This is a genomic window from Fodinisporobacter ferrooxydans (genome assembly GCF_022818495.1).
In the GTDB taxonomy this organism is placed as follows: Bacteria; Bacillota; Bacilli; order Tumebacillales; family MYW30-H2; genus Fodinisporobacter; species Fodinisporobacter ferrooxydans.
In genome coordinates, this window is sequence record NZ_CP089291.1 from 660,836 (window position 1) to 680,610 (window position 19,775).

A 19,775-nucleotide genomic window follows, 5' to 3' on the forward strand; every position below is an offset into this window, starting at 1 on the left:
GTAGATCCTCAGTGTTCTGCGCTCTTTTTATACTAGCCTATTCGACAAATTGATTCTACAAATTGATTCTAAAAGTTGATTCTAAAAAATATTTGCAGGAGGTGTGCAGTTTGAATAGTGCTCAGAACGCACCACTACTTAGTGTGCAAAATATCCGTAAACGCTTCGGAGCCGTTCAAGCTCTGCAAGGAGTGTCGTTGGACGTGCATCCCGGTGAAATTGTCGCTCTTGTTGGAGACAATGGTGCCGGAAAGTCGACTACCATTAAGATGATTGCCGGAGTTGAACAGCCGGATGAGGGAAATATCGTGTTCGAGGGAGAAAAAGTTTTCTTGAACGGTCCTTCGATTGCCGAAAAATTAGGAATACAGACCGTATACCAAGATCTAGCTTTATGTGACAATTTAGACATTGTATCCAATCTGTTTTTAGGACGAGAGTTGCGTCGGAAACTTATCCCTGGATTGCCAAAGGTGATCCGCAAGTCGGAGATGGAAGAAAAAGCGCTCCCCGTTCTGCGTGATCTTGGCATCAATCTGCCGCCGCTGACAACGACGGTGGCCAGTTTATCAGGTGGACAACGACAGACAGTCGCGGTCGCACGTGCCGTACTTTGGGGTTCCAAACTTGTAATGATGGATGAACCAACTGCAGCACTCGGCGTTGCGCAGACAAAAGCCGTACTTGAATTGATTGTCCGGTTGGCAAGCCGCGGCGTTGGCGTCCTCGTCATTTCTCACAACATGAGCGATGTGTTCAAAATTGCGGATCGCATCGTCGTACTCCGGCTAGGACGCACAGTCGCCAACTTCGTCAAAACGGAAACAAAACCGGAATCAGTAATCGCAGCGATTACTGGGGCTACAGAGGAGGTGCTTACGTCTTGATGAGCATGAATTCAGCACAAGCGGGACAACGCCAATCGAATACGTTTGGCAATATCCGTGCAAGTTTATCCAGCGGAGATTTAGGCTTGATTCCAGTCATACTTGCACTTGTCATCATCTGGATTGTATTTGAATCCGTAAACGGAAACTTTTTGTCAGGGCGGAACCTTTCAAACCTGATTCTGCAAATTGCAGAAATCGGGATGTTGGGTATCGGTGAAACGTTCATCTTATTGCTCGGTGAAATTGATTTATCGATTGGATCTGTCAGTGGTGTTGCGGCTGCTGTTCTCGTTTTGTTGTCAGTGGCACATGTAAATCCTTGGATATGTATTATTGCAAGCATCGTCAGCGGTGGTCTGATCGGTATGTTCCAAGGGTTTTGGGTCACATTTATCGGCGTTCCTGCATTCATCGTGACTTTGGCCGGCTCTCTTGGCTATCAGGGCATACTATTGGCCATGCTTGGCAATACGGGAACAGTTCCTATTTCCGACCAGACACTCTTGGGGATTACTTCTACTTACATTCCAAAGGGTCTGGGGTGGGGCATTGCCATTCTTGCTGTAGTTCTTTACGCAATTGGCACCATGATGATACAGCGCAATCGAAATGCCCGTCAATTGCCCGCTTTATCCACACCGGCATTGCTGGGGCGTTCCATCTCGCTGGTGGTGATTTTGGCAATTGTTGTCGGCGTCTTGAATTCCTATCGGGGCGTTCCCGTGGCCGGCTTTATTCTACTGTTGTTCGTTGTTTTGTTTGCGTTTGTTACACAGTCAACCGTTTATGGCCGCCATGTGTATGCGCTTGGCGGAAACGCAGAAGCCGCTCGGCGCGCCGGTATCAATATTCGCGCCATTCGCCTGAGCATCTTCACGCTCGCCGGGGTTATGGGCGCTATCGGCGGCATCATCGGCGCATCCCGTCTTGGATCGGCATCGCCTGCTTCTGGCACCGGCAACCTGCTGATGGATTCGATTGCCGCTGCCGTCATCGGCGGAACCAGCCTGTTTGGTGGCCGTGGCAGCGTATGGAATGCACTTGCCGGTGCGCTCGTCATTGGCAGTGTCGAAAACGGTATGGATTTGCTCAGTGCTCCATCGAGCACAAAATATATCGTCGAAGGCGGAATTTTGCTCATCGCCGTAACCATTGATACCATCACACGTCGCCGACGCAAACGCTCCGGCCGATAATTGAACTTACGAAGATCGGTATTTTCGGCTTGGCTGCTGAATCCTCGCAGTATCGGGTTTTAGCAAGGATTCCATTCCACTCGCCTTCACCAACTGGGCTGTCTGCAAGTAGCAAACTACTGCAGGCAGCCCAGTTTTCACATGGACGCGCAATGAATTGCTTGATCATATTTTTTATTTTTCTCTTGCAATACAAAGAAACATCTTTACATATATACCATAAGTATGAAATCATAAATTGGTGATGTATGCAGGAATTTTCGATACGGTAAATACATGATTAAAAATCATTTGTCATTGGTTTGGGGGTATGGGAATGCGCAAGACGACGTTTGCAATCATTGTTTTAATTCTCATGTGGGGATTTTCCTGGCCTGTCTATAAAATCGGATTGGAATATACACCGCCGATTTTGTTTGCAGGATTGCGAACCATTCTAGGCGGTATTATTTTAGGTGTAATAGCGCTGCCGAAGTATAAACAACTGCAATTCAAAAAGAATTGGCCGATCTACATCGTCTCATCCATATTTAATGTCATCTTGTTCTTTGGACTGCAAACGGTAGGACTGTCCTATCTTCCATCCGGGCTGTTTTCTGTCATTGTATATTTGGAGCCTGTGTTGGTCGGATTCCTTGCCTGGTTATGGCTCAAGGAACCTTTGACACCCACAAAAATCATCGGATTGATTTTGGGATTTTTGGGCGTGGCCGCTGTAAGTGAAGCCGGATTTTCAGCGCCAAATTCCTTTCTCGGCATCCTGCTTGGAATCATTACTGCCATTGCCTGGACAATCGGAACGATTTATTTAAAGAAAGTTCAAAACCAAGTTCATCTGCTTTGGCTCGTTTCCATGCATTGCATGATCGGCGGAAGTTTTTTAATCATCGCAGGAACCACCTTTGAAAAGTGGTCCGCGATTCATTGGACACTTCCTTATATCGGTACGTTGTTGTATGGAATGTTTATCGGCACATCATTTTCCTGGGTCATCTGGAGCTGGCTGGTTCAACATGGAGAAGTAAGCCGCGTCTCTGCATACACATTTTTCGTCCCAATGGTTTCTGTCGTGGTCGGAACTCTCGTTTTGCATGAACCTGTGTCAAACTTCCTTCTGATCGGATTGATTTTGACGATTATCAGCATTTATCTCGTCAACCGTCCAGTAAAACAGGCACCGCAATTGGTAAAAAACACTGCGGAATGATCTTCGCGTCTTATAACAATTCAATGCTTCAATATTTGGACATGTGTGCCGATCTCATCGTATTTCTTCGAATCTCGGCACCCATTGTCCGTTTATTTCTACTTTTTCATAGAACATCTCTTTCGGGCGAATCCACAGTGATCCTTCCTTGACGCTTTGATAAATAACAAATTCCTCTTCCGTTTCCGAATGCCTTCCTTCGCCCACAACGATATAAAAGTTTCCTTTATAATGTTTGTATAACTTTAACATGCAACCACCTTTTCGGATAAAATTTTTTTGAAATTTGCCTAACTTAACTATACTGTGTCTCGTCCTAATTATTAAAGAACGTTCGATTTCGACAAGGGGGTTATAAAATGAAAAAACATATCGTTTCTTTTGTTTTGGCAGGAACACTTCTCTATACCAGTCTCGTCCCTACTCTCGCATTTGCAGACCAATTCCCAAACGTAACAGTGATGATTGATGGCCAATACCAATCTTTCCAAGAATCTCCTGTCATTATCGATGACCGCACATTTGTTCCCGTTCAAGATATCGCGTCTGCACTCGCAGCAGAAACCCAGTGGAATCCGCAAGATGAAACGGTTACTGTCACCAATGATGGGACAAGCCTGCAATTGCAAATCGGTTCCTCCATTGCCAAATGGAACGGTCAATCGATCGATATGGGTGTCGAACCTCAGATTCTGCATGGACATATGATGGTTCCTGTAAGCACGATCTGCCAAGCATTAGGGGCAACCGTCCAATGGAACGAATCAAAAAAAACGGTAGACATTTTTTCCGATCCGAACGTTGACTTAGGCAATGGCGTTTCACTCTTAAAAAAATCGATTTTAACAGATACCCCCTTGCAAATCATCTATTATCCTGAGCTATCAGGATTATCCGATCCATCTGTACAATCCCAAATCAACTCGATACTCAAAAAGCAAGCAGTTATAAACAGCCTGAGTGACGTAGTAGAGTACAGATCCAATTACCGTATTCAATTCCATCGCGGCAATATTTTAAATCTGGTATTTCATAGTTATCTCTATACGGGTGGTGCACACGGTTTACCGACCAAAACATCTTTGATTATTAACTTGTCGAGCGGAGCAGTCTATTCACTTTCCGACCTTTTCAAACCGAACTCTGATTATATTGGAAAATTAAGCGACATGATTAAACAGCAAGATACCAATCATATCCTTGACTCATTCTCCCCTTTTCAAAGTATCAGCAAAGATGAACGTTTCTATCTTGAATCGGATGGTTTGACAATTTATTTTCCGCCTTATAAATATACACCATATGCTTACGGGTTCCCAAAATTTAAAATTTCCTACCAAGATGTAATGGACTTTATCAATACAGAAAGCCCGATCTGGAAAGCGATTTCCCAATAATATGATAGTTCCGGAAGAAAGTCTGAATTGTTAAAAATCACTCCAATAGTAGTTGTCTTTCGAAACAATTGAACGGCGTATCCCGTCTATTTTATTGAACTCGAATAAAAGGGGGCTTCTTTGTGAAACGACTTCATGTTCACCCCACATGGATCGCGGGCATCGTATCCATTGGCATTGTGTTGTCTATAGCTGGTTGCGGGACAACGCAACCCACAGCTTCAACAATTGATACATCCAAACAACAAACAACAATACAGTCGAACAAAAACAAAAATCAGACAGATCCTGTTTCTTCCAAATCAACCAAAACCGGCAATCCATATCGTACTCCCATTGATTCTGCAAAATCCTATCCCGGCACATCCGTTTCCTTTTTGAATAATCAAGAGGGATGGATCGGCGGACAAGGCTTTATTCTCCATACTTCCGATGGCGGTCAGAAATGGTATGAACAATATCATGGTCCTTACATGATCACCGCCATTCAATTTCATGATGCTGCACACGGCTGGGCTCTTGGCACACACATGGATGATACCGGCGCTGTGCAAACAAACGTATTGCTGCAAACAACAGATGGAGGCAACCATTGGGCAATGATCTCCGATGTACAATCGGGAAGCACACTCCGCTTCACGTCAAATACGGATGGATTTTATGGCGGTCATATGACGACAGACGGGGGAGTAACCTGGAAGAGACTGCAAATTCCCGACTATTTGCAAACAGTAGGTACGTATTTTGACGATGCCACTACCGGCTGGTCTGTCGTCAGGGACAAAACCAATTACAAAATTGAACGTACTGCTGATGGCGGAAAACATTGGAATATCGTCTTCCAACGGCCTACGGCGTTTCCGATTGCCAAAGCATGGATTCAATCCACATCAGCAGAGGATGCCTGGGTCATGATTTACGGAGGCAGCGGAATGACCCAAACATCCTATACGCTGCTGCATTCCTCCGATGCAGGCGCTCATTGGACGCCTGTCATCCTGCAGTCCACGGCCGGCGGCGGACCGGCGCCCGGATATTCCGAGCAAGCATCCAAAGGCAAAGCAGGCCCAGGTTCAAAACCGGGTGATTGGGTTGCGTTCAACTCCAAATCGATGATCCTGGCAGGAGTCTGTCCTGCATGTGAAGGTCATGGAACTGTAGGGATAGGTTTCACGACAGACGGAGGTATTACCTATACAAATACCAAAAATAAATTCCCTGGACAAGAAAGTTCGGTTTCTTTCTTGAATCCAAAAGATGGATGGCTATTGACGAACTCCCCGTCGATCTTATACTCGACAAACGATGGGGGCCAAACCTGGACAACTGTATATCAATTTGAAAAAAGCGGAAAATAATTCAACTTGAAAAACCAGAAAATAATACGACTCCAAAGAGGTGTTTGCGAATACCTCTTTTCTTTCATGAAACATTCATGAATTTTCTTTGTTTTGAATTGAAGGAATCGGATATTCGATAGCGAACCATTTATTTTATGCTGCCAAAAACTATAGGATTTTCTATTGAAAGCTGGCGAATTTCCCATTGCGGCCTCTGCAGTGTGTCACCTCCCTGTCGAAGCCGAAAATTCTTGCGAAATACACCCGTTAAGAGGACTTATCGGACGTTAAAGGTTTCCTATGCCTAAAAATCAGAGATAGGTGGGTCAGATGATGGAGAAACAGACATTACCAAGAAGGTTGGTAAAAAAACAACAGTCCATTGTCGAAAATGCGGCGAAAAAAATTGAGGCAGTTCTTGCAACACACGGACAATTAACAGATCAGGCGATCCTTTCGATTCGCCACATCATGGAGCAAGAACTCAGCGATTTGGAGTATTTTGTATTGGTGCGCGAAGATGGATTTGGAGAGATTCATACAAACCATTTCCGGGAAGGGGTTTATTTTAATGACCCTGTCGGTTTAAAATGTGCGCAAGTTACTGCAACATCCGCCTTTTTTTATCCCCGCAATACCGGCGAGCAACTGATTGATGTTTCAACACCTGTTCGCGTAAAAGGCAAAAAGTTGTATGCATTGCGCTCCGGGCAAATTTTACATGGTCTCAGTCGAAATCTGAAAATCGGCCTCCCGTTCACGCTCTTTTATCTGATTGGTGTACTAGCCATTTTGCTGCCTGAAACAAATTGGAGGCTGACGATTTCCTGGGTTTCTCTTGCAACCGCTTTCTTTGTGATTGCCTGGGATCGCAGGCAATTTCGCAAAACATATCAAACATGGGTACAATTTATGCGCAAAATCGGAAAAGGCGATTTAGGGTATCGACTCACCCCAAAATCCCGCGATGAATTCGGACAGATGCAATTTGAACTCAATAAGATGGCGCTCGGTCTGGCAGACATCGTTCGCAAAGTCAGCACAAGCGCTGAGCAAGTAGCAGCATCCGCCCAGGAATTGAACGCCAGTGTGGATCAGGTCAGCATTGCAAATTCTCACATTATTTCACTCATGCAAGAAGTAGCCACAGGGTCGGAACATCAGGCAAAAAGCACGGATGAAGCAAATACATCCATACACGAAATGTCGATGTCAATCCAGGAGATCGCGTCAAATGCCCAATCTGTCTCATCATCCTCGATTCAGGCAGCAGATATTGCCCGATCCGGCAGGGATTCCATTCGGCAAACAATCGCAAAAATGGAATCGATTCATACTGTCGTAAATGGCCTGGCAGATACAGTCAAACACTTAGGCGATCGCTCGCAATCCATTGGTCAAATCACACAAGTCATCACAGATATTGCTTCACAGACCAATTTATTAGCATTAAACGCCGCCATTGAAGCGGCCAGGGCAGGCGAGCATGGACGAGGATTCGCCGTGGTTGCGGATGAAGTGAGAAAATTGGCGGAACAAGCAGCGATATCCAGCAAACAAATTGTCCATTTAATTTCTGCCATTCAACAAGATGCAGAACATGCAGTATCCATTACGGAAACAACAACACAGGAAGTTTCGGAAGGGATTAAGGCTGTCCACTCCGCTGGAGAGTCCTTCAATAAAATTGAAAACTCCTTCCATCAAGTAGCGGATGAGATCGAGCAAGTCTCCGCTTCCGTACAGGAAATGGCCGCAGGAACAGAACAAATCGTGGAAACAATGAATCAGATATCAGTAGTAACACTCACGACTGCCAGCCGAACACAGTCTGTATCAGCAGATACGGAAGAACAATCTGCTTCCATTGATACCATTTCTGCTTCAGCCTCGACGCTTTCCAAAATGGCAGATGATCTGCAGCATCTCGTCGGTAGATTTCATGTATAAAACCTGTCTTGAAACCGGAGCTCCTACCCGATGATCCGAGATTCTGCGGATCGCTTGAAAACCGATCCGGCAAGAAATCTTGCCACATTTACGAAAACGCGGCAAAAACGCTGGCAATTTGTCCAGCGTTTGCGGTTTTCCCTATTGCAATTTCCAAAATCACAGTTTTCAATTCTCGGTTTTCCATGCAACATTTAGCGTTTTCCGTGCCAACATTGCATTTCGAATGGCTTCTTACTTCATTTTTGGATCGAGAGCGTCACGCAATCCATCTCCAAACAGGTTAAATCCAAGGACGCTCAACATAATCGCTATACCTGGGAACAAAACGGTCCACGGAGCAGATGTAATATACTCCCTTGAATCAGACAACATTTTTCCCCACTCGGATTGAGGCGGCTGTGCGCCAAGCCCAAGAAACCCTAGTGCTGCCGCATCGAGAATGGCTGTCGCAATTCCCAATGTCCCTTGTACGATCAATGGCGTCCAACTATTCGGCAGTACATGCCGGAACAAAATCCGCGTCTTCGACATTCCTTGCGCACGGGCAGCCGTAATATATTCTTCCTGTTTGACACTTAATACTTTGGAGCGAATCAACCGTCCATACGTTGGTATATTGATAATGGCGATGGCCAATAATGCATTAAACAATCCGGGTCCCAAAATGGCGACGATTGCGATCGCCAGCAGAATACTTGGAAATGCCAACATGACATCGAAAATTCGAGAAATCAGCACATCGACCCATTTTCCAAAATAGCCGGCAATCAATCCTAATAAAGCACCGACAATGAGTGATCCGATCACAGAGAAAAATCCGACCGTCAATGAAACTCTCGCGCCATACATGACCCGCGACAGTTCATCTCGCCCTGAATCATCCGTACCAAGCCAGTGGTGGGCAGATGGCGGCTGCAGATGCATTTCCAAATGTTGAATATTCGGATTGTATGGCGCCAGCAACGGTGCAAACACCCCAACCAAGATAAACAAAACGATGATGATGCCGCCAAACATGGCTGCTTTTTGTTTGCGCAGCCGTTTCCATCCTTCCCGCCAAGGGGACTTTTTGGAAATTTTCGCAACAGAGGGCATCGAATTTTGCACGCCGAACGATTTTTCCACTTGCATCTACGATCCCTCCATTATTTATATTGAATTCGCGGATCCAAATACGCATACAGCAAATCCACGATTAAATTCACGACGATAAATATAGTTGCAAGCACAAGAATACCAGACTGAATGACCGGATAATCACGGTTGCCAATCGCGTCAAACATATAGCGTCCGACACCTGGCCAGCCGAAAATCGTCTCCGTCAAAATCGCTCCGCCAAGCAAGGAGCCCAATTGCAATCCAATGACTGTCAAGACAGGAGCAAAAGAGTTTTTTAATGCATGCTTGTAAACAACCCAAAATTCACCTAAACCTTTGGCACGAGCTGTACGAATATAATCATGCTTAAATACTTCCAACATGCTTGCCCGCGTCATTCGGGCAATAATGGCCATTGGAATGGTTCCAAGGGCAACACCTGGCAAAATCAGGTGGCGCACAACTGACCAAAACTGTTGCAAATTGCCGGAAAGAAGCGTATCCAATAGATACAGATTGGTGATCGAAGTGACCGGGTCGCGCGGATTCGTCCGTCCGAGTACCGGCAACCAATGAAGCTGTAAAGAAAACAGCCATTGTTCCAAAAGACCGAGCCAGAAAATCGGCATGGATACGCCGACTAATGCGATAATCATAGCTGCATAATCAAACCAGGTATTGCGTTTCCAGGCGGATAAGATGCCGGCATTTACACCGATAACGATAGCAAATACCATGCTGAAGAGCGTCAATTCGGCTGTTGCCGCCAGATACGGCACGATTTCCTGATTGATTGGCCTTTGTGTAACCAAAGAAGTTCCCAAATCGCCATGAAACAGTTGTCCGATATAATGGATGTATTGCAGATATAACGGTTGATCAAGTCCTAATTGTTGCCGCAGATTGTGAATCGATTCCGAAGTTGCTTTCTCGCCCAGTATGACCTGTGCAGGATCACCCGGAATCGCATGAATGATCGCAAACACGACGATCGACATACCGAACAACACAGGAATTAATTGACCGATCCTGCGAAGTGTATAGGATAGCACAAGAACACCTCCAATTTTGCCTTCAGGCACTACGCGGCCAATCGATGATAGACAGGGCGCCACAATCGGCGCCCCCATTGTTTCTTGCAAAAACTTGAAATTGTGACAGACTCGTTTATCAAATCTTTAATTACTTAATGTCGACATTTGTAAGAATGTCGCTGCCTACAGGACTTGGAACAAATCCTGTTACTTTTTTGGACGCTGCCATCGGTGGTGTGGAGTGAACAAGCGGCACCCATGGAGCGTCTTTCAGAATAATTTGTTCAGCCTTCTTATATAGATCCGCACGTTTGTTTTGATCGGTTTCCTGTTGCGCCTGAACCAACAATTTATGAACTTCCGGATTTTTGTAGAACGCGATATTTTGTGCAGGCGGATTCGCATTGTCTTGGTCTAACAATACATACAAGAAATCATCCGGATCCCCGTTGTCGCCTGTCCAACCAAGAAGCGCCATAGTATGTTCGCCATTTGCCGTTTTCTTTAAGTAAGTCGCCCAATCGTATGTGACGATCTTTGCATCAATACCGATTTTTTTCATGTCTGCTTGTAAAGCGGCAGCGATTTTTTCCGGCTGCGGCATATACGGACGAGCGACCGGCATTGCCCAGAGATCTGTCTTAAAGCCATTCGGATATCCTGCTTCTGCCAACAATTGTTTTGCTTTTTGAATATTGACTTGATAGTCTTGCAGGCTTGTATCATTTCCCCACATGCTAGGAGGCAATACGGATACTGCCGGCACAGCCATGCCATTGTAGAACGCATCAATCAACGCCTTCTTATCTACCACCATATTGATCGCCTGGCGCACGCGCGGGTCATTGAACGGTTTTTTCTGCGTATTGAAGGCTAAATATCCGACGTTGTTGCTCGGGCGCGTGAACAACTGCAAATTCGAATCGTTTTTTACAGTTGGTACGTCTGCCGGATTCAAACCGTCCATAATGTCGATTTGACCTGCTTGCAGCGCATTCAAACGAGCTTTGTTGTCTTTGATCACCTGGAATACGATTTTGTCGAGTTTTGGTTTGCCTGTATCCCAGTAGCTTGGATTTTTCTCAAGTGTAATGGAATCGTTTGGCTTCCAGCTTACAAACTTGAATGGACCGGTACCGATCGGATGATCCTTGATATCGCCGTTGTATTTTTTCACATCCGCCGGTGATGCAATCGAAAACGCGGCCATTGTCAAATCTGCCAGGAATGGTGCAGATGGATGTGCCAGATCGATTTCAACCGTATAGTCATCCAGCTTTTTCACATCTTTAATGACAGCTTTCGGATTCCCCTTAAATCCGCCAAACATATTTGTGAAATATTCAAAATCACCTTTATGGTATGGATTTTGCGGATCCATCCAGCGGTTGAAGTTGAATACGACAGCATCCGCATTGAACGGCGTGCCATCCTGGAATTTCACGTTTTTGCGCAAATGGAATGTCCACTTCAATCCGTTTTTGGATGCACTCCAGTCAGTAGCAAGACCTGGCTTCACATCAAATGTTCCCGGTTTATCCGCGACAAGTGTTTCATAAATATTGTCGGTTACGCGAAATGTTTCACCATCTGTTGCATTTGCCGGATCAAGTGTGACGGTATCGCCCCCGCGACCAAAGATTAACGTTTTGCCGCCGGATTTTGCAGAGTTGCCGCCTGCGTTGGATGCGGTATTGGATGGATTGGAAGATCCGCAACCAGCAAGAATCATGGTCGCCGACAAAACTGTTGCCGACATGGTTAATGCAAATTTCTTCACTGCTGTTTCCCCCTTATTGATCGTTTTCGCTTGCGTCTTGCAAGCATTTTGTATGACTGATCACGTCTTCTCGCAATCACTTGCTGAACACGTGCACCGTCCGCATGGTGAATTTTTCATTCAAAACAGCCGATACGAATCCGATGAATCCGATACGAATCAAGAACTATTCGTTATATAAGTGGCAAGCCACTTGTTGTCCGTTGCCAACATCCTTTAACACAGGTCGGACCGTTTTGCAGATCTCCATACATTGTGGACATCTTGGATGGAACGCACATCCTTGTGGCGGATTCGCAGGACTTGGCACATCTCCTTGCAAAATAATCCGCTCCCGTTTTGCTTCCGGGTCTGCCACCGGAACGGCAGAAAGCAACGCTTGCGTATACGGGTGCCGCGGATGATCATACAAGCTGTCCCGATCCCCGATCTCAACCAGTCGTCCCAAGTACATGACGCCAATCCGATTGCTGATATGCCGTACGACGCTCAAATCATGTGCGATAAACAAGTACGTCAACTGGAATTGTTTTTGCAGATCTTGCATCAAATTCAATACCTGTGATTGGATGCTGACATCCAATGCAGATACAGGCTCGTCTGCGATAATCAATTTCGGATGCAATGCCACTGCGCGCGCGATCCCGATCCGCTGCCGTTGACCACCGCTAAATTCGTGGGCATAGCGTCCGGCATGATATTCATTTAATCCGACAACTTCCAGCAATTCTTTGATTCGGTGCTTCCGTTCATTGCGATCTTTCACGCCATGTACAAGCAAAGGTTCCTCCAGAATTTGCTGTATCGTCATGCGCGGATTGAGTGATGCATAAGGATCCTGAAATATCATCTGCAGATCCCGCCGCATCCGCTGCATTTCCTGGGATTTTAACGTCCGCAGATTCTTGCCTTGGAAAAGGATTTCTCCGTCCGTCGGTTCTGTCAAACGCATAATCGTTCGCCCTGTGGTCGATTTGCCGCATCCGCTTTCTCCCACCAGACCAAATGTTTCCCCTTCAAAGATCGCAAACGAAACATCGTCCACCGCTTTGACGAACCCTTGCTGCTTCTGCAGCAACCCCCCGTGAATGGGATAATAGGTTTTCAGTTGTTTCACTTCCAATAATGGTTTTGCCATCAGAGCCCCTCCTTTCCAACACAGTCCTAACGAATCGTTTCGAGTGTTGCCGGTTCTTCCTGATGAAGCCAGCAGCGTACTTGGTGTGGATCTGATTCCGATTCGATTTGCAGCAACGTCGGCTCTGCTTGTAAACATTGTTCTGTCGCAAATGGGCAGCGCGGTGCAAATTTGCAGCCTTGCGGCATGGTAAAGGGCGTAGGTACTTGTCCTTCGATGGATGCCAAACGCTCACGCCGTTCATTCAATTTTGGCATCGATGCCAATAAACCTTGTGTATAGGGATGTTTCGGATTTTTAAACAATGTCTTGACATCGGTCTGTTCCACGATTTTCCCTGCATACATGACGATGACACGGTCGCACATCTCGGCGACAACTCCCAGATCGTGCGTGATCATCAAGATGGAAGTCCCCGATTCGTTTTGGATTTTTCGCATCAAATCCAAAATCTGCGCCTGAATTGTCACATCGAGAGCAGTCGTGGGCTCATCGGCAATCAGCAACTTCGGATTGCACGCCATCGCCATCGCAATCATCACACGCTGCCGCATCCCGCCTGACAACCGATGCGGATATTCATGCACAATCTCGCTTGCCCTTGGAATGCCTACTTGTTTTAAAAGTTCGACCGCCCGGTTTAATGCTTGTTTGCGGTTGAGCTTCATATGCAAGTGAATCGTCTCGACTAACTGGTCGCCAATCGTGAATACCGGATTTAAACTTGTCATCGGCTCCTGGAAAATCATCGCGATTTCATTTCCGCGAATACTGCGCATTTGCTTTTCCGACAGTTGCAATAAGTCCCTGTCCTGAAATTGGATCGTTCCGTCCACGATTTTTCCCGGCTGCGGGATCAAGCGCATGATGGAAAGGGATGTGATGCTTTTCCCGCATCCCGACTCACCGACAACTCCCACCGTCTCTCCGGCGCCAATTTCAATGGTGACTCCATCGACTGAGCGGACAACACCTTCATCCGTAAAAAAATGCGTTTTCAGATTTTGTATCGAAAGCAACGGTTTCATGTGCGAACATCCTTCCTTACGCTGATTATGCCGGTACATTGCACCGATTGCGCACTTGCCGGATAAAGGAATCAAACAGTTGCTGCTGCAACGGATGCTTCTCCGACATCATTTCCGGATGCCATTGTACAGCTACCACAAAACGGTGTGTTTGCGATTCGATCGCTTCTATGACACCATCAGCGGAATGTGCGGTCGCTGCAAAACCATTTCCCAGCAATTTGATTCCTTGATGGTGATAGGAATTTACCATAAGCTCTGATTGTCCCACCGCTTGGTACAATCGGGACTGCGGCGATATGCGGACTGTATGGGTTGCCTGCCATTTGCGATACTGTTCATGTGCATGAAAGTGTTCAGGTCCCATTTCCTGCTGCAAATCCTGATAGAGTGAGCCCCCTTGGGCTACATTCAAGATTTGCAGGCCGCGGCAAATGCCGAAAATCGGCATATCTCTTAAAAGCGCTTGTCCCGCCAGCAGTAATTCGAATGTGTCCCGTTCTTCTTCTACACTTCCAAGATAAGCCTTTGGGGCTTCCCCGTAATGCAATGGATTCACATCTGCACCACCGGCAAAAAGCAATCCATCCAGCCGCTCCAGCAATTTGCCAATGGAAGACGGTTCCAGAATCGGCAGCATGACAGGAATGCCGCCTGCACGTTCAATGGAGCGGGCATAATCGTATGAAAACATAGCCATATCTTGTCCCGGCAAGCCGCGCTGGCGGTTTTTCCCGGTCTCGCTTTGATCCAGGTAGTAGCCCGTTAAACCAATCAACGGTTTCATCGTATCAACCTTCCTATTCAACGATCCGAACGATCATGAGGATTTCCCATGTTCAGAAATTTCTTATTTTTTAAAAAGAAGCCACAGAATTATTGCTATAACTTTAAGTATATTAACTTTATTAAACTAAATTAAATTTTTTGATAACTTTTAAGACGATTATAGCGAGTTTGTAAACAAAACCGAAGAGAAAAAAAGAGAAAAACCATGAAAAAAATGGAATATAAGTGCGTGTTCAAAAAGTGGTTAAGTAAGACACAAGGAGTGCGAAGCCGAAACACGAAAAGGCGACGGAGTGTACGTGTTTGGTACATGAGTAAATCTCTTTGGGATTCGGCAAAGCAATCCGCCGTGGAGTTTTAACTACTTTTTGAACATCCTCTATAAGTGGATGCCAAAGTCGTGGAGCAAGTTACCGTGTGCAGGGGAATAAAAAAGTCACTGACTACTGGGGGGTGTGCATGAGAACTCATGCAGTCGCGCAAACAACGCCGATCGCCTTGCTCTGATTGAGTTGGTAGGGGTCGCAAGACGATCTCGTTATCTACGATTTCATCTAAAGAGTTATCGCGTTTCTTAATATTCTTTGTAAGAGTCCTTGTCAAAATAGACATCGACCATCCGTTCACTCATTGATTCGCCCGATACGCTTTACTTTGCGCCACGAAAATACGCTTAATTTATCATGTAATGATTATTTTACAAGTACTATCTTTTTCTTCCGCGCAGATCCCGCCAAAATACTGACATACGACATTTTGCTGATAAGATACGTGAAAAATACGGCTGCCAGTGAACAAATCCCTGCAGCCACAAATGTCTTCCAGAGAAACGCATGTGCAGGGAGAAGATAGTTTGTGAGTTTCACTGCATAGATTAAGACCAATGCGTGAACCAAATACGCTCCATAGGAATAATCACCAAACCATTTTAACAGCGAGTAAATCAATGACTGCTTACGAATGATGACGAATGAAATTCCATAAATGATCAAAATCTCCGAAATCGAATAAAAAAACATGGATGGCTTTAAAGATGTAGAATAATTCAGATCCACTCTTCCTGCGCTCATTCCTTGCAATAGATCATGACCGACCCAGACGAAGCAAAATACAAAAACGAAGCTATTCCAATTGATGGATTGGATAATGAACTCTCGCCATTTGTTGATCGACACACCGACAATCCCACCCAGCAGGAAATAATACAGCCATGAAACGAAATTCCGGTCAATAAAGCGAGCAAAAAATTTGAAAATATAGGATGTTGAGTGTATTTGTCCTCCAATAATGCCATTCAAGACAAACCACATATACGATGCAAAAAGTACGGTGAGCAGTCCGAATACGATCACAAATCGCCGAACATTCGTAATCCGCCGATAAAACCACCGAAAGATACTTGATAGAATCGGAAATACTAGATAAAATTGAAAAATCATTACGACAAACCATAGATGATAGTATTCTCTTCCCAAGACAATGTTTTTCGCAAAACTCTTGATCCACGTCATAGTGACGACAGGAATTCCGTTTGAATACAGCTCGTAAATGCATGTCCACAGCAAATACGGTACCAAAATTTCTTTTGCGCGTTTTTTTATAAACGTAATGTAACTGAATGAGTCAAAATAATTGTAAAAAAGTACAATTCCTGTGACGAATACAAAAGCTGGGACAGCAAATTTGGAAATATTAAACAGCATGCCTAACAGGATCGATTCAGAAGTTTGTACTGCAGGTTGCCGTATATAGGCTCCCAGTGTATGCTGCATCACGACAGCCAAAAATGCGAGACCTCGTATTACATCTAATTCTTGGATTTTCTCTTTTCTAGCCATTCACCGTTTCCCTTTTCATAAATTCAACAATCTCTTACAAACCAATCCATTGGTAGCGATTTTTGGGACGTCCAATTTTCTGGTAGCTGACAACCGTCTGTATCTTTCCGTTTTGCAAGAGATACGTAATATACCGATGAACCGTGGGATATGCCAATCCCAGTTTTTCTGACAAATCATCGATGCTGAACGATTCTGCGTGTGACTGCAAAAAGTCTTGAATTAATACCAATGTGGATTGATTGATTCCCTTCGTGACAAATACGCTCTCGGAAGATTTTTGATTCGATTCCCGTACATCCTGTGTCAGTTGAATGAGACGTATGTGCAATTGAATCCGGGAAATCAAATCAGGCGCCTTTACCGGCTTTAATGCAAAATCGGTAGCACCCGCATCCAAAAAGCGATCCGCAATCTCTTGCCGCTCATCTACCGTTAACACCAAAATCGGTACATTCGTATCGAGTTTGCGAAGTTCACGCACCGTTGCCAGACCGTCCATTTCCGGCATGTGGTAATCCACAAGGACAACGTCCATCGGCTCTTGTTTGAAATACTCCAGTGCTTCCCTGCCATTGCTGCAAGTGCATGCATCCCATCCGGCAAAGCTGCAGATCTCCCGAAGTGTATAACGAATGGTCCTATCGTCATCCGCGATCAGAATTTTCAACTTCATTCCCACCTCTTGACATCTTGATCCATATGGTCGTTCCGCTCCATGTTTTGCTGTCGATTTCTACCCTGCCGCCATGACCTTCCGCCACTTGCCGAACAAATGACAATCCCACGCCCGGATGATCTTTCGTACTATATCCGGCTTGCCAAATTTTTTCTTGTTCCTTGGAAGGTATCCCTGGTCCGTTATCAGAGACTCCCAGCCAAATCTCATCTGTGTGAATTTGTGCGCGCAATGTCACTGTGCCATTCTCTTGTTCACGCACAGCATCAAATGCATTGTCGATCAGGTTTACCAATGCCCGTGTCATCCGGATGCGATTCACCCAGATCAGCGTATCCAGATGTTCCGGGACGTCCATTTGCAAGGATGCATTTGTGCCGCTAAGCCTGCCTGCGCGGACATAGTTTATCAAACTTTCCAGCTTGCACCAACTCTTGCGATTCTCGTACAGAATTTCCGAAATCATCTCACTCATATTTCGAATCGAATGGGAGATATTCCTGCAATATTCCTTGATCTTTGATTCCTGCACATACAATTCGATTAAAGAACTCAATCCCTCGATGGCTGTCAATGGTGTTTTCAGATCATGAACAAGCTGCAAAACTTCCCGATCGGCCCGCGACTCGATGGCTTCGATTTGCGCATAATGCAACGTCTCTTTGAATTGCAATCGCTGATCAGACATAATGAGGAAAACCGTTAAAATCACAGCGTTAATGACAAATATCGAGCAAAAAATGATCCCATATACCGTCATGGCCTGGTCAAAGCCGATTTGTATGGCTAACTGTTTGACTTGAAGCGAAATCACTCCTCGCCCGAATCCGTAGTCCGTAAATGCAGGCACTTCATCCAACCATTGCAAGCCGATCAATATTTGTGAAAATACAAGCAATTTCATCGCCGGCCGCCAGATATTACCGGTGAATTTGTGCAATAAAGCGATCGACAGCAATGCCAGAACAGCAGGCCCGCCGAAATCGTATTTCAAATGCTGCATGCTGTTAATCACGATATAAACGGCAGGAATCAATGCAATCGGTATCGCCGTTTTGAGAAACATCCGCTTATACCGTTCACCGATGACATCCCCGATCAGAAAGGCTCCCAAATAATGAGGCAATGCATGAATCGTATTCAATAATACGAGCACAAAAGATACAATCACAAGGGAATTTCCCGTGGGATATGTTTTTGCTGCCTGCAACAATCGATCAAGACCGATTTCCCCGGGGCCCAACCAGTCGGGAAACACAATGCCAAAAACAATCAACCCGATGCCAACACCTATGAGACAAGAGCGTTCCCGCAACCATCGATACAACCGTATATCACCCATCTTATCTTGCGCACATGATTTTTCTATTTTACCATGTAAGTTTACCATAAAAACAATCCAAACCTCTTGAAATGATTTCTATACATCTGCCCGCTTGTGTTTCACGTCCGCTCAAAGAGGATGTTCAAAAAAAATTTTTCATTAATAAAATGACGATAGGTCCGAGTAACACGATAAAAAGTGTTGGAAATATAAACATCACCAGAGGAAACATCATCTTGATCGGTGCTTTCATCGCCCGTTCTCTGGCTAGTTGCCGTTGATGTTCACGAATTCTGCGCGTCTGAATGCGAATCACCTTCGCCATGCCGATTCCCAGTTGATCTGCCTGGATCAGTGCGCTCATCACACTTTGGAACGAATCCATAGGAATCCGGTTGCTTAAATGAGAGAATGCTTCACGCCTTGATTTCCCCAATCGCATTTCATCCAACGTCTGCAAAAATTCCCATGCCAAAGGCCCGCCCAATTGTTTGCTTACTTTCCACAATGCCTGATCGATGCCTAACCCAGCCTCGACAGATACGTTCACCATATCAAAAAAATCCGGCATGGTTTTTTGGATCGTCATCAATCGCTGACGTTTTTTCGAGTCAAGATACAGATTCGGATACAGCAGGCCGAAACATCCTGCGATGACAGAGAATAGCAAAGCCCGGGGGATTGCCGCCCCAATTGACAGCAAAAGCAGAAAGATCAGCAAAAAAAAGCTCCCCCCGATGAGACATTGTATGACTCGATAATCGATCGGTGTCAATCCGAAGGGTTGACCTGCTTCCCGCAGTTTCTTCTCCAGGCTGCTCACTGTCTTTGCACGCATATATTTTTTGAATCGATTGCGAATCCATGTCCAAACCGGATACAAGACCCGTTCTCGAAAGGATTGGTTTCTTTTCACGGCATCATTTTCGGATGGTGTTTGTTCCAGCATGCCATGATCCTTCGTAAACAGCCGCTCGATTCTTTGCTGAATGGCCATTCGCGGCTGACGGACCATCGTTAGAATTCCGGCAAAAAAACATGTGAGGGACAAAAAACTAAAAACAGCAAAGACACTATATTCCAT

The 19,775-nt window shown here is 45.4% G+C and carries 18 protein-coding genes; 7 read left to right on the forward strand and 11 right to left on the reverse strand.

Features of this window, described 5'->3' with window-relative positions:
• Positions 1-110 precede the first annotated feature (110 nt).
• The 3 genes from LSG31_RS03240 to LSG31_RS03250 all read left to right on the forward strand — a co-directional run bounded on the left by LSG31_RS03240 (position 111) and on the right by LSG31_RS03250 (position 3,293).
• On the forward strand, positions 111-887 hold the full coding sequence (locus LSG31_RS03240; RefSeq protein ID WP_347437974.1) for an ATP-binding cassette domain-containing protein: 777 nt from the start codon (positions 111-113) through the stop codon (positions 885-887).
• Positions 887-2,086, forward strand: coding sequence for a sugar ABC transporter permease (locus LSG31_RS03245; RefSeq protein WP_347437975.1), 1,200 nt, complete (start codon positions 887-889; stop codon positions 2,084-2,086). Before LSG31_RS03240 ends, LSG31_RS03245 begins: the two co-directional genes overlap by 1 nt.
• Before the next feature lie 316 nt (positions 2,087-2,402).
• The gene (locus LSG31_RS03250) at positions 2,403-3,293 is read left to right on the forward strand and encodes a DMT family transporter (protein ID WP_347437976.1); all 891 of its coding nucleotides are present in this window, start codon (positions 2,403-2,405) and stop codon (positions 3,291-3,293) included.
• Positions 3,294-3,347: 54 nt separating this feature from the next.
• On the opposite strand, the gene LSG31_RS03255 is transcribed toward LSG31_RS03250, so the two are convergent.
• Positions 3,348-3,545: a DUF1653 domain-containing protein gene (locus tag LSG31_RS03255; RefSeq protein WP_347437977.1), complete on the reverse strand. Its 198-nt coding sequence runs from the start codon at positions 3,543-3,545 to the stop codon at positions 3,348-3,350.
• Between the two features lie 107 nt (positions 3,546-3,652).
• Between LSG31_RS03255 and LSG31_RS03260 the strand changes: the two genes are divergently transcribed.
• The 4 genes from LSG31_RS03260 (at position 3,653) to LSG31_RS03275 (ending at position 8,178) form a co-directional block, all read left to right on the forward strand.
• Positions 3,653-4,690, forward strand: coding sequence for a stalk domain-containing protein (locus LSG31_RS03260; protein WP_347437978.1), 1,038 nt, complete (start codon positions 3,653-3,655; stop codon positions 4,688-4,690).
• A gap of 122 nt (positions 4,691-4,812) precedes the next feature.
• Positions 4,813-6,048 carry a WD40/YVTN/BNR-like repeat-containing protein gene (locus LSG31_RS03265; protein ID WP_347437979.1) on the forward strand — a complete coding sequence of 412 codons (1,236 nt, stop codon included), beginning with the start codon at positions 4,813-4,815 and terminating at the stop codon, positions 6,046-6,048.
• A 315-nt stretch (positions 6,049-6,363) separates the two neighbouring features.
• Positions 6,364-7,980: a methyl-accepting chemotaxis protein gene (locus LSG31_RS03270; protein ID WP_347437980.1), complete on the forward strand. Its 1,617-nt coding sequence runs from the start codon at positions 6,364-6,366 to the stop codon at positions 7,978-7,980.
• A 30-nt stretch (positions 7,981-8,010) separates the two neighbouring features.
• Positions 8,011-8,178, forward strand: coding sequence for a hypothetical protein (locus tag LSG31_RS03275; RefSeq protein WP_347437981.1), 168 nt, complete (start codon positions 8,011-8,013; stop codon positions 8,176-8,178).
• 36 nt (positions 8,179-8,214) lie between these two features.
• Here the strand turns inward: LSG31_RS03275 and nikC are convergent, their stop codons facing one another.
• The 10 genes from nikC to LSG31_RS03325 form a co-directional block, all read right to left on the reverse strand.
• Positions 8,215-9,078 carry a nickel transporter permease gene (gene nikC / locus LSG31_RS03280; RefSeq protein ID WP_347439430.1) on the reverse strand — a complete coding sequence of 288 codons (864 nt, stop codon included), beginning with the start codon at positions 9,076-9,078 and terminating at the stop codon, positions 8,215-8,217.
• 50 nt (positions 9,079-9,128) lie between these two features.
• Positions 9,129-10,133 (reverse strand): ABC transporter permease, encoded by a 1,005-nt coding sequence (locus LSG31_RS03285; RefSeq protein ID WP_347439431.1) that lies wholly within the window; start codon positions 10,131-10,133, stop codon positions 9,129-9,131.
• Between the two features lie 130 nt (positions 10,134-10,263).
• A complete protein-coding gene (locus tag LSG31_RS03290) occupies positions 10,264-11,895 on the reverse strand; it encodes an ABC transporter substrate-binding protein (protein WP_347437982.1) in 1,632 nt (543 codons plus the stop codon).
• A 166-nt stretch (positions 11,896-12,061) separates the two neighbouring features.
• On the reverse strand, positions 12,062-13,033 hold the full coding sequence (locus LSG31_RS03295) for an ABC transporter ATP-binding protein (RefSeq protein WP_347437983.1): 972 nt from the start codon (positions 13,031-13,033) through the stop codon (positions 12,062-12,064).
• A 26-nt stretch (positions 13,034-13,059) separates the two neighbouring features.
• On the reverse strand, positions 13,060-14,061 hold the full coding sequence (locus tag LSG31_RS03300) for an ABC transporter ATP-binding protein (protein WP_347437984.1): 1,002 nt from the start codon (positions 14,059-14,061) through the stop codon (positions 13,060-13,062).
• Positions 14,062-14,086: 25 nt separating this feature from the next.
• On the reverse strand, positions 14,087-14,848 hold the full coding sequence (locus LSG31_RS03305; protein WP_347437985.1) for a gamma-glutamyl-gamma-aminobutyrate hydrolase family protein: 762 nt from the start codon (positions 14,846-14,848) through the stop codon (positions 14,087-14,089).
• A 694-nt stretch (positions 14,849-15,542) separates the two neighbouring features.
• Complete coding sequence (locus LSG31_RS03310; RefSeq protein ID WP_347437986.1) at positions 15,543-16,688, reverse strand: acyltransferase; 1,146 nt, start codon at positions 16,686-16,688, stop codon at positions 15,543-15,545.
• 34 nt (positions 16,689-16,722) lie between these two features.
• A complete protein-coding gene (locus LSG31_RS03315) occupies positions 16,723-17,364 on the reverse strand; it encodes a response regulator (RefSeq protein ID WP_347437987.1) in 642 nt (213 codons plus the stop codon).
• The gene (locus LSG31_RS03320) at positions 17,336-18,757 is read right to left on the reverse strand and encodes a sensor histidine kinase (protein WP_347437988.1); all 1,422 of its coding nucleotides are present in this window, start codon (positions 18,755-18,757) and stop codon (positions 17,336-17,338) included. The genes LSG31_RS03315 and LSG31_RS03320 overlap by 29 nt, the downstream gene beginning before the upstream one ends.
• Positions 18,758-18,833: 76 nt before the next feature.
• Positions 18,834-19,775: a type II secretion system F family protein gene (locus LSG31_RS03325; protein ID WP_347437989.1), complete on the reverse strand. Its 942-nt coding sequence runs from the start codon at positions 19,773-19,775 to the stop codon at positions 18,834-18,836.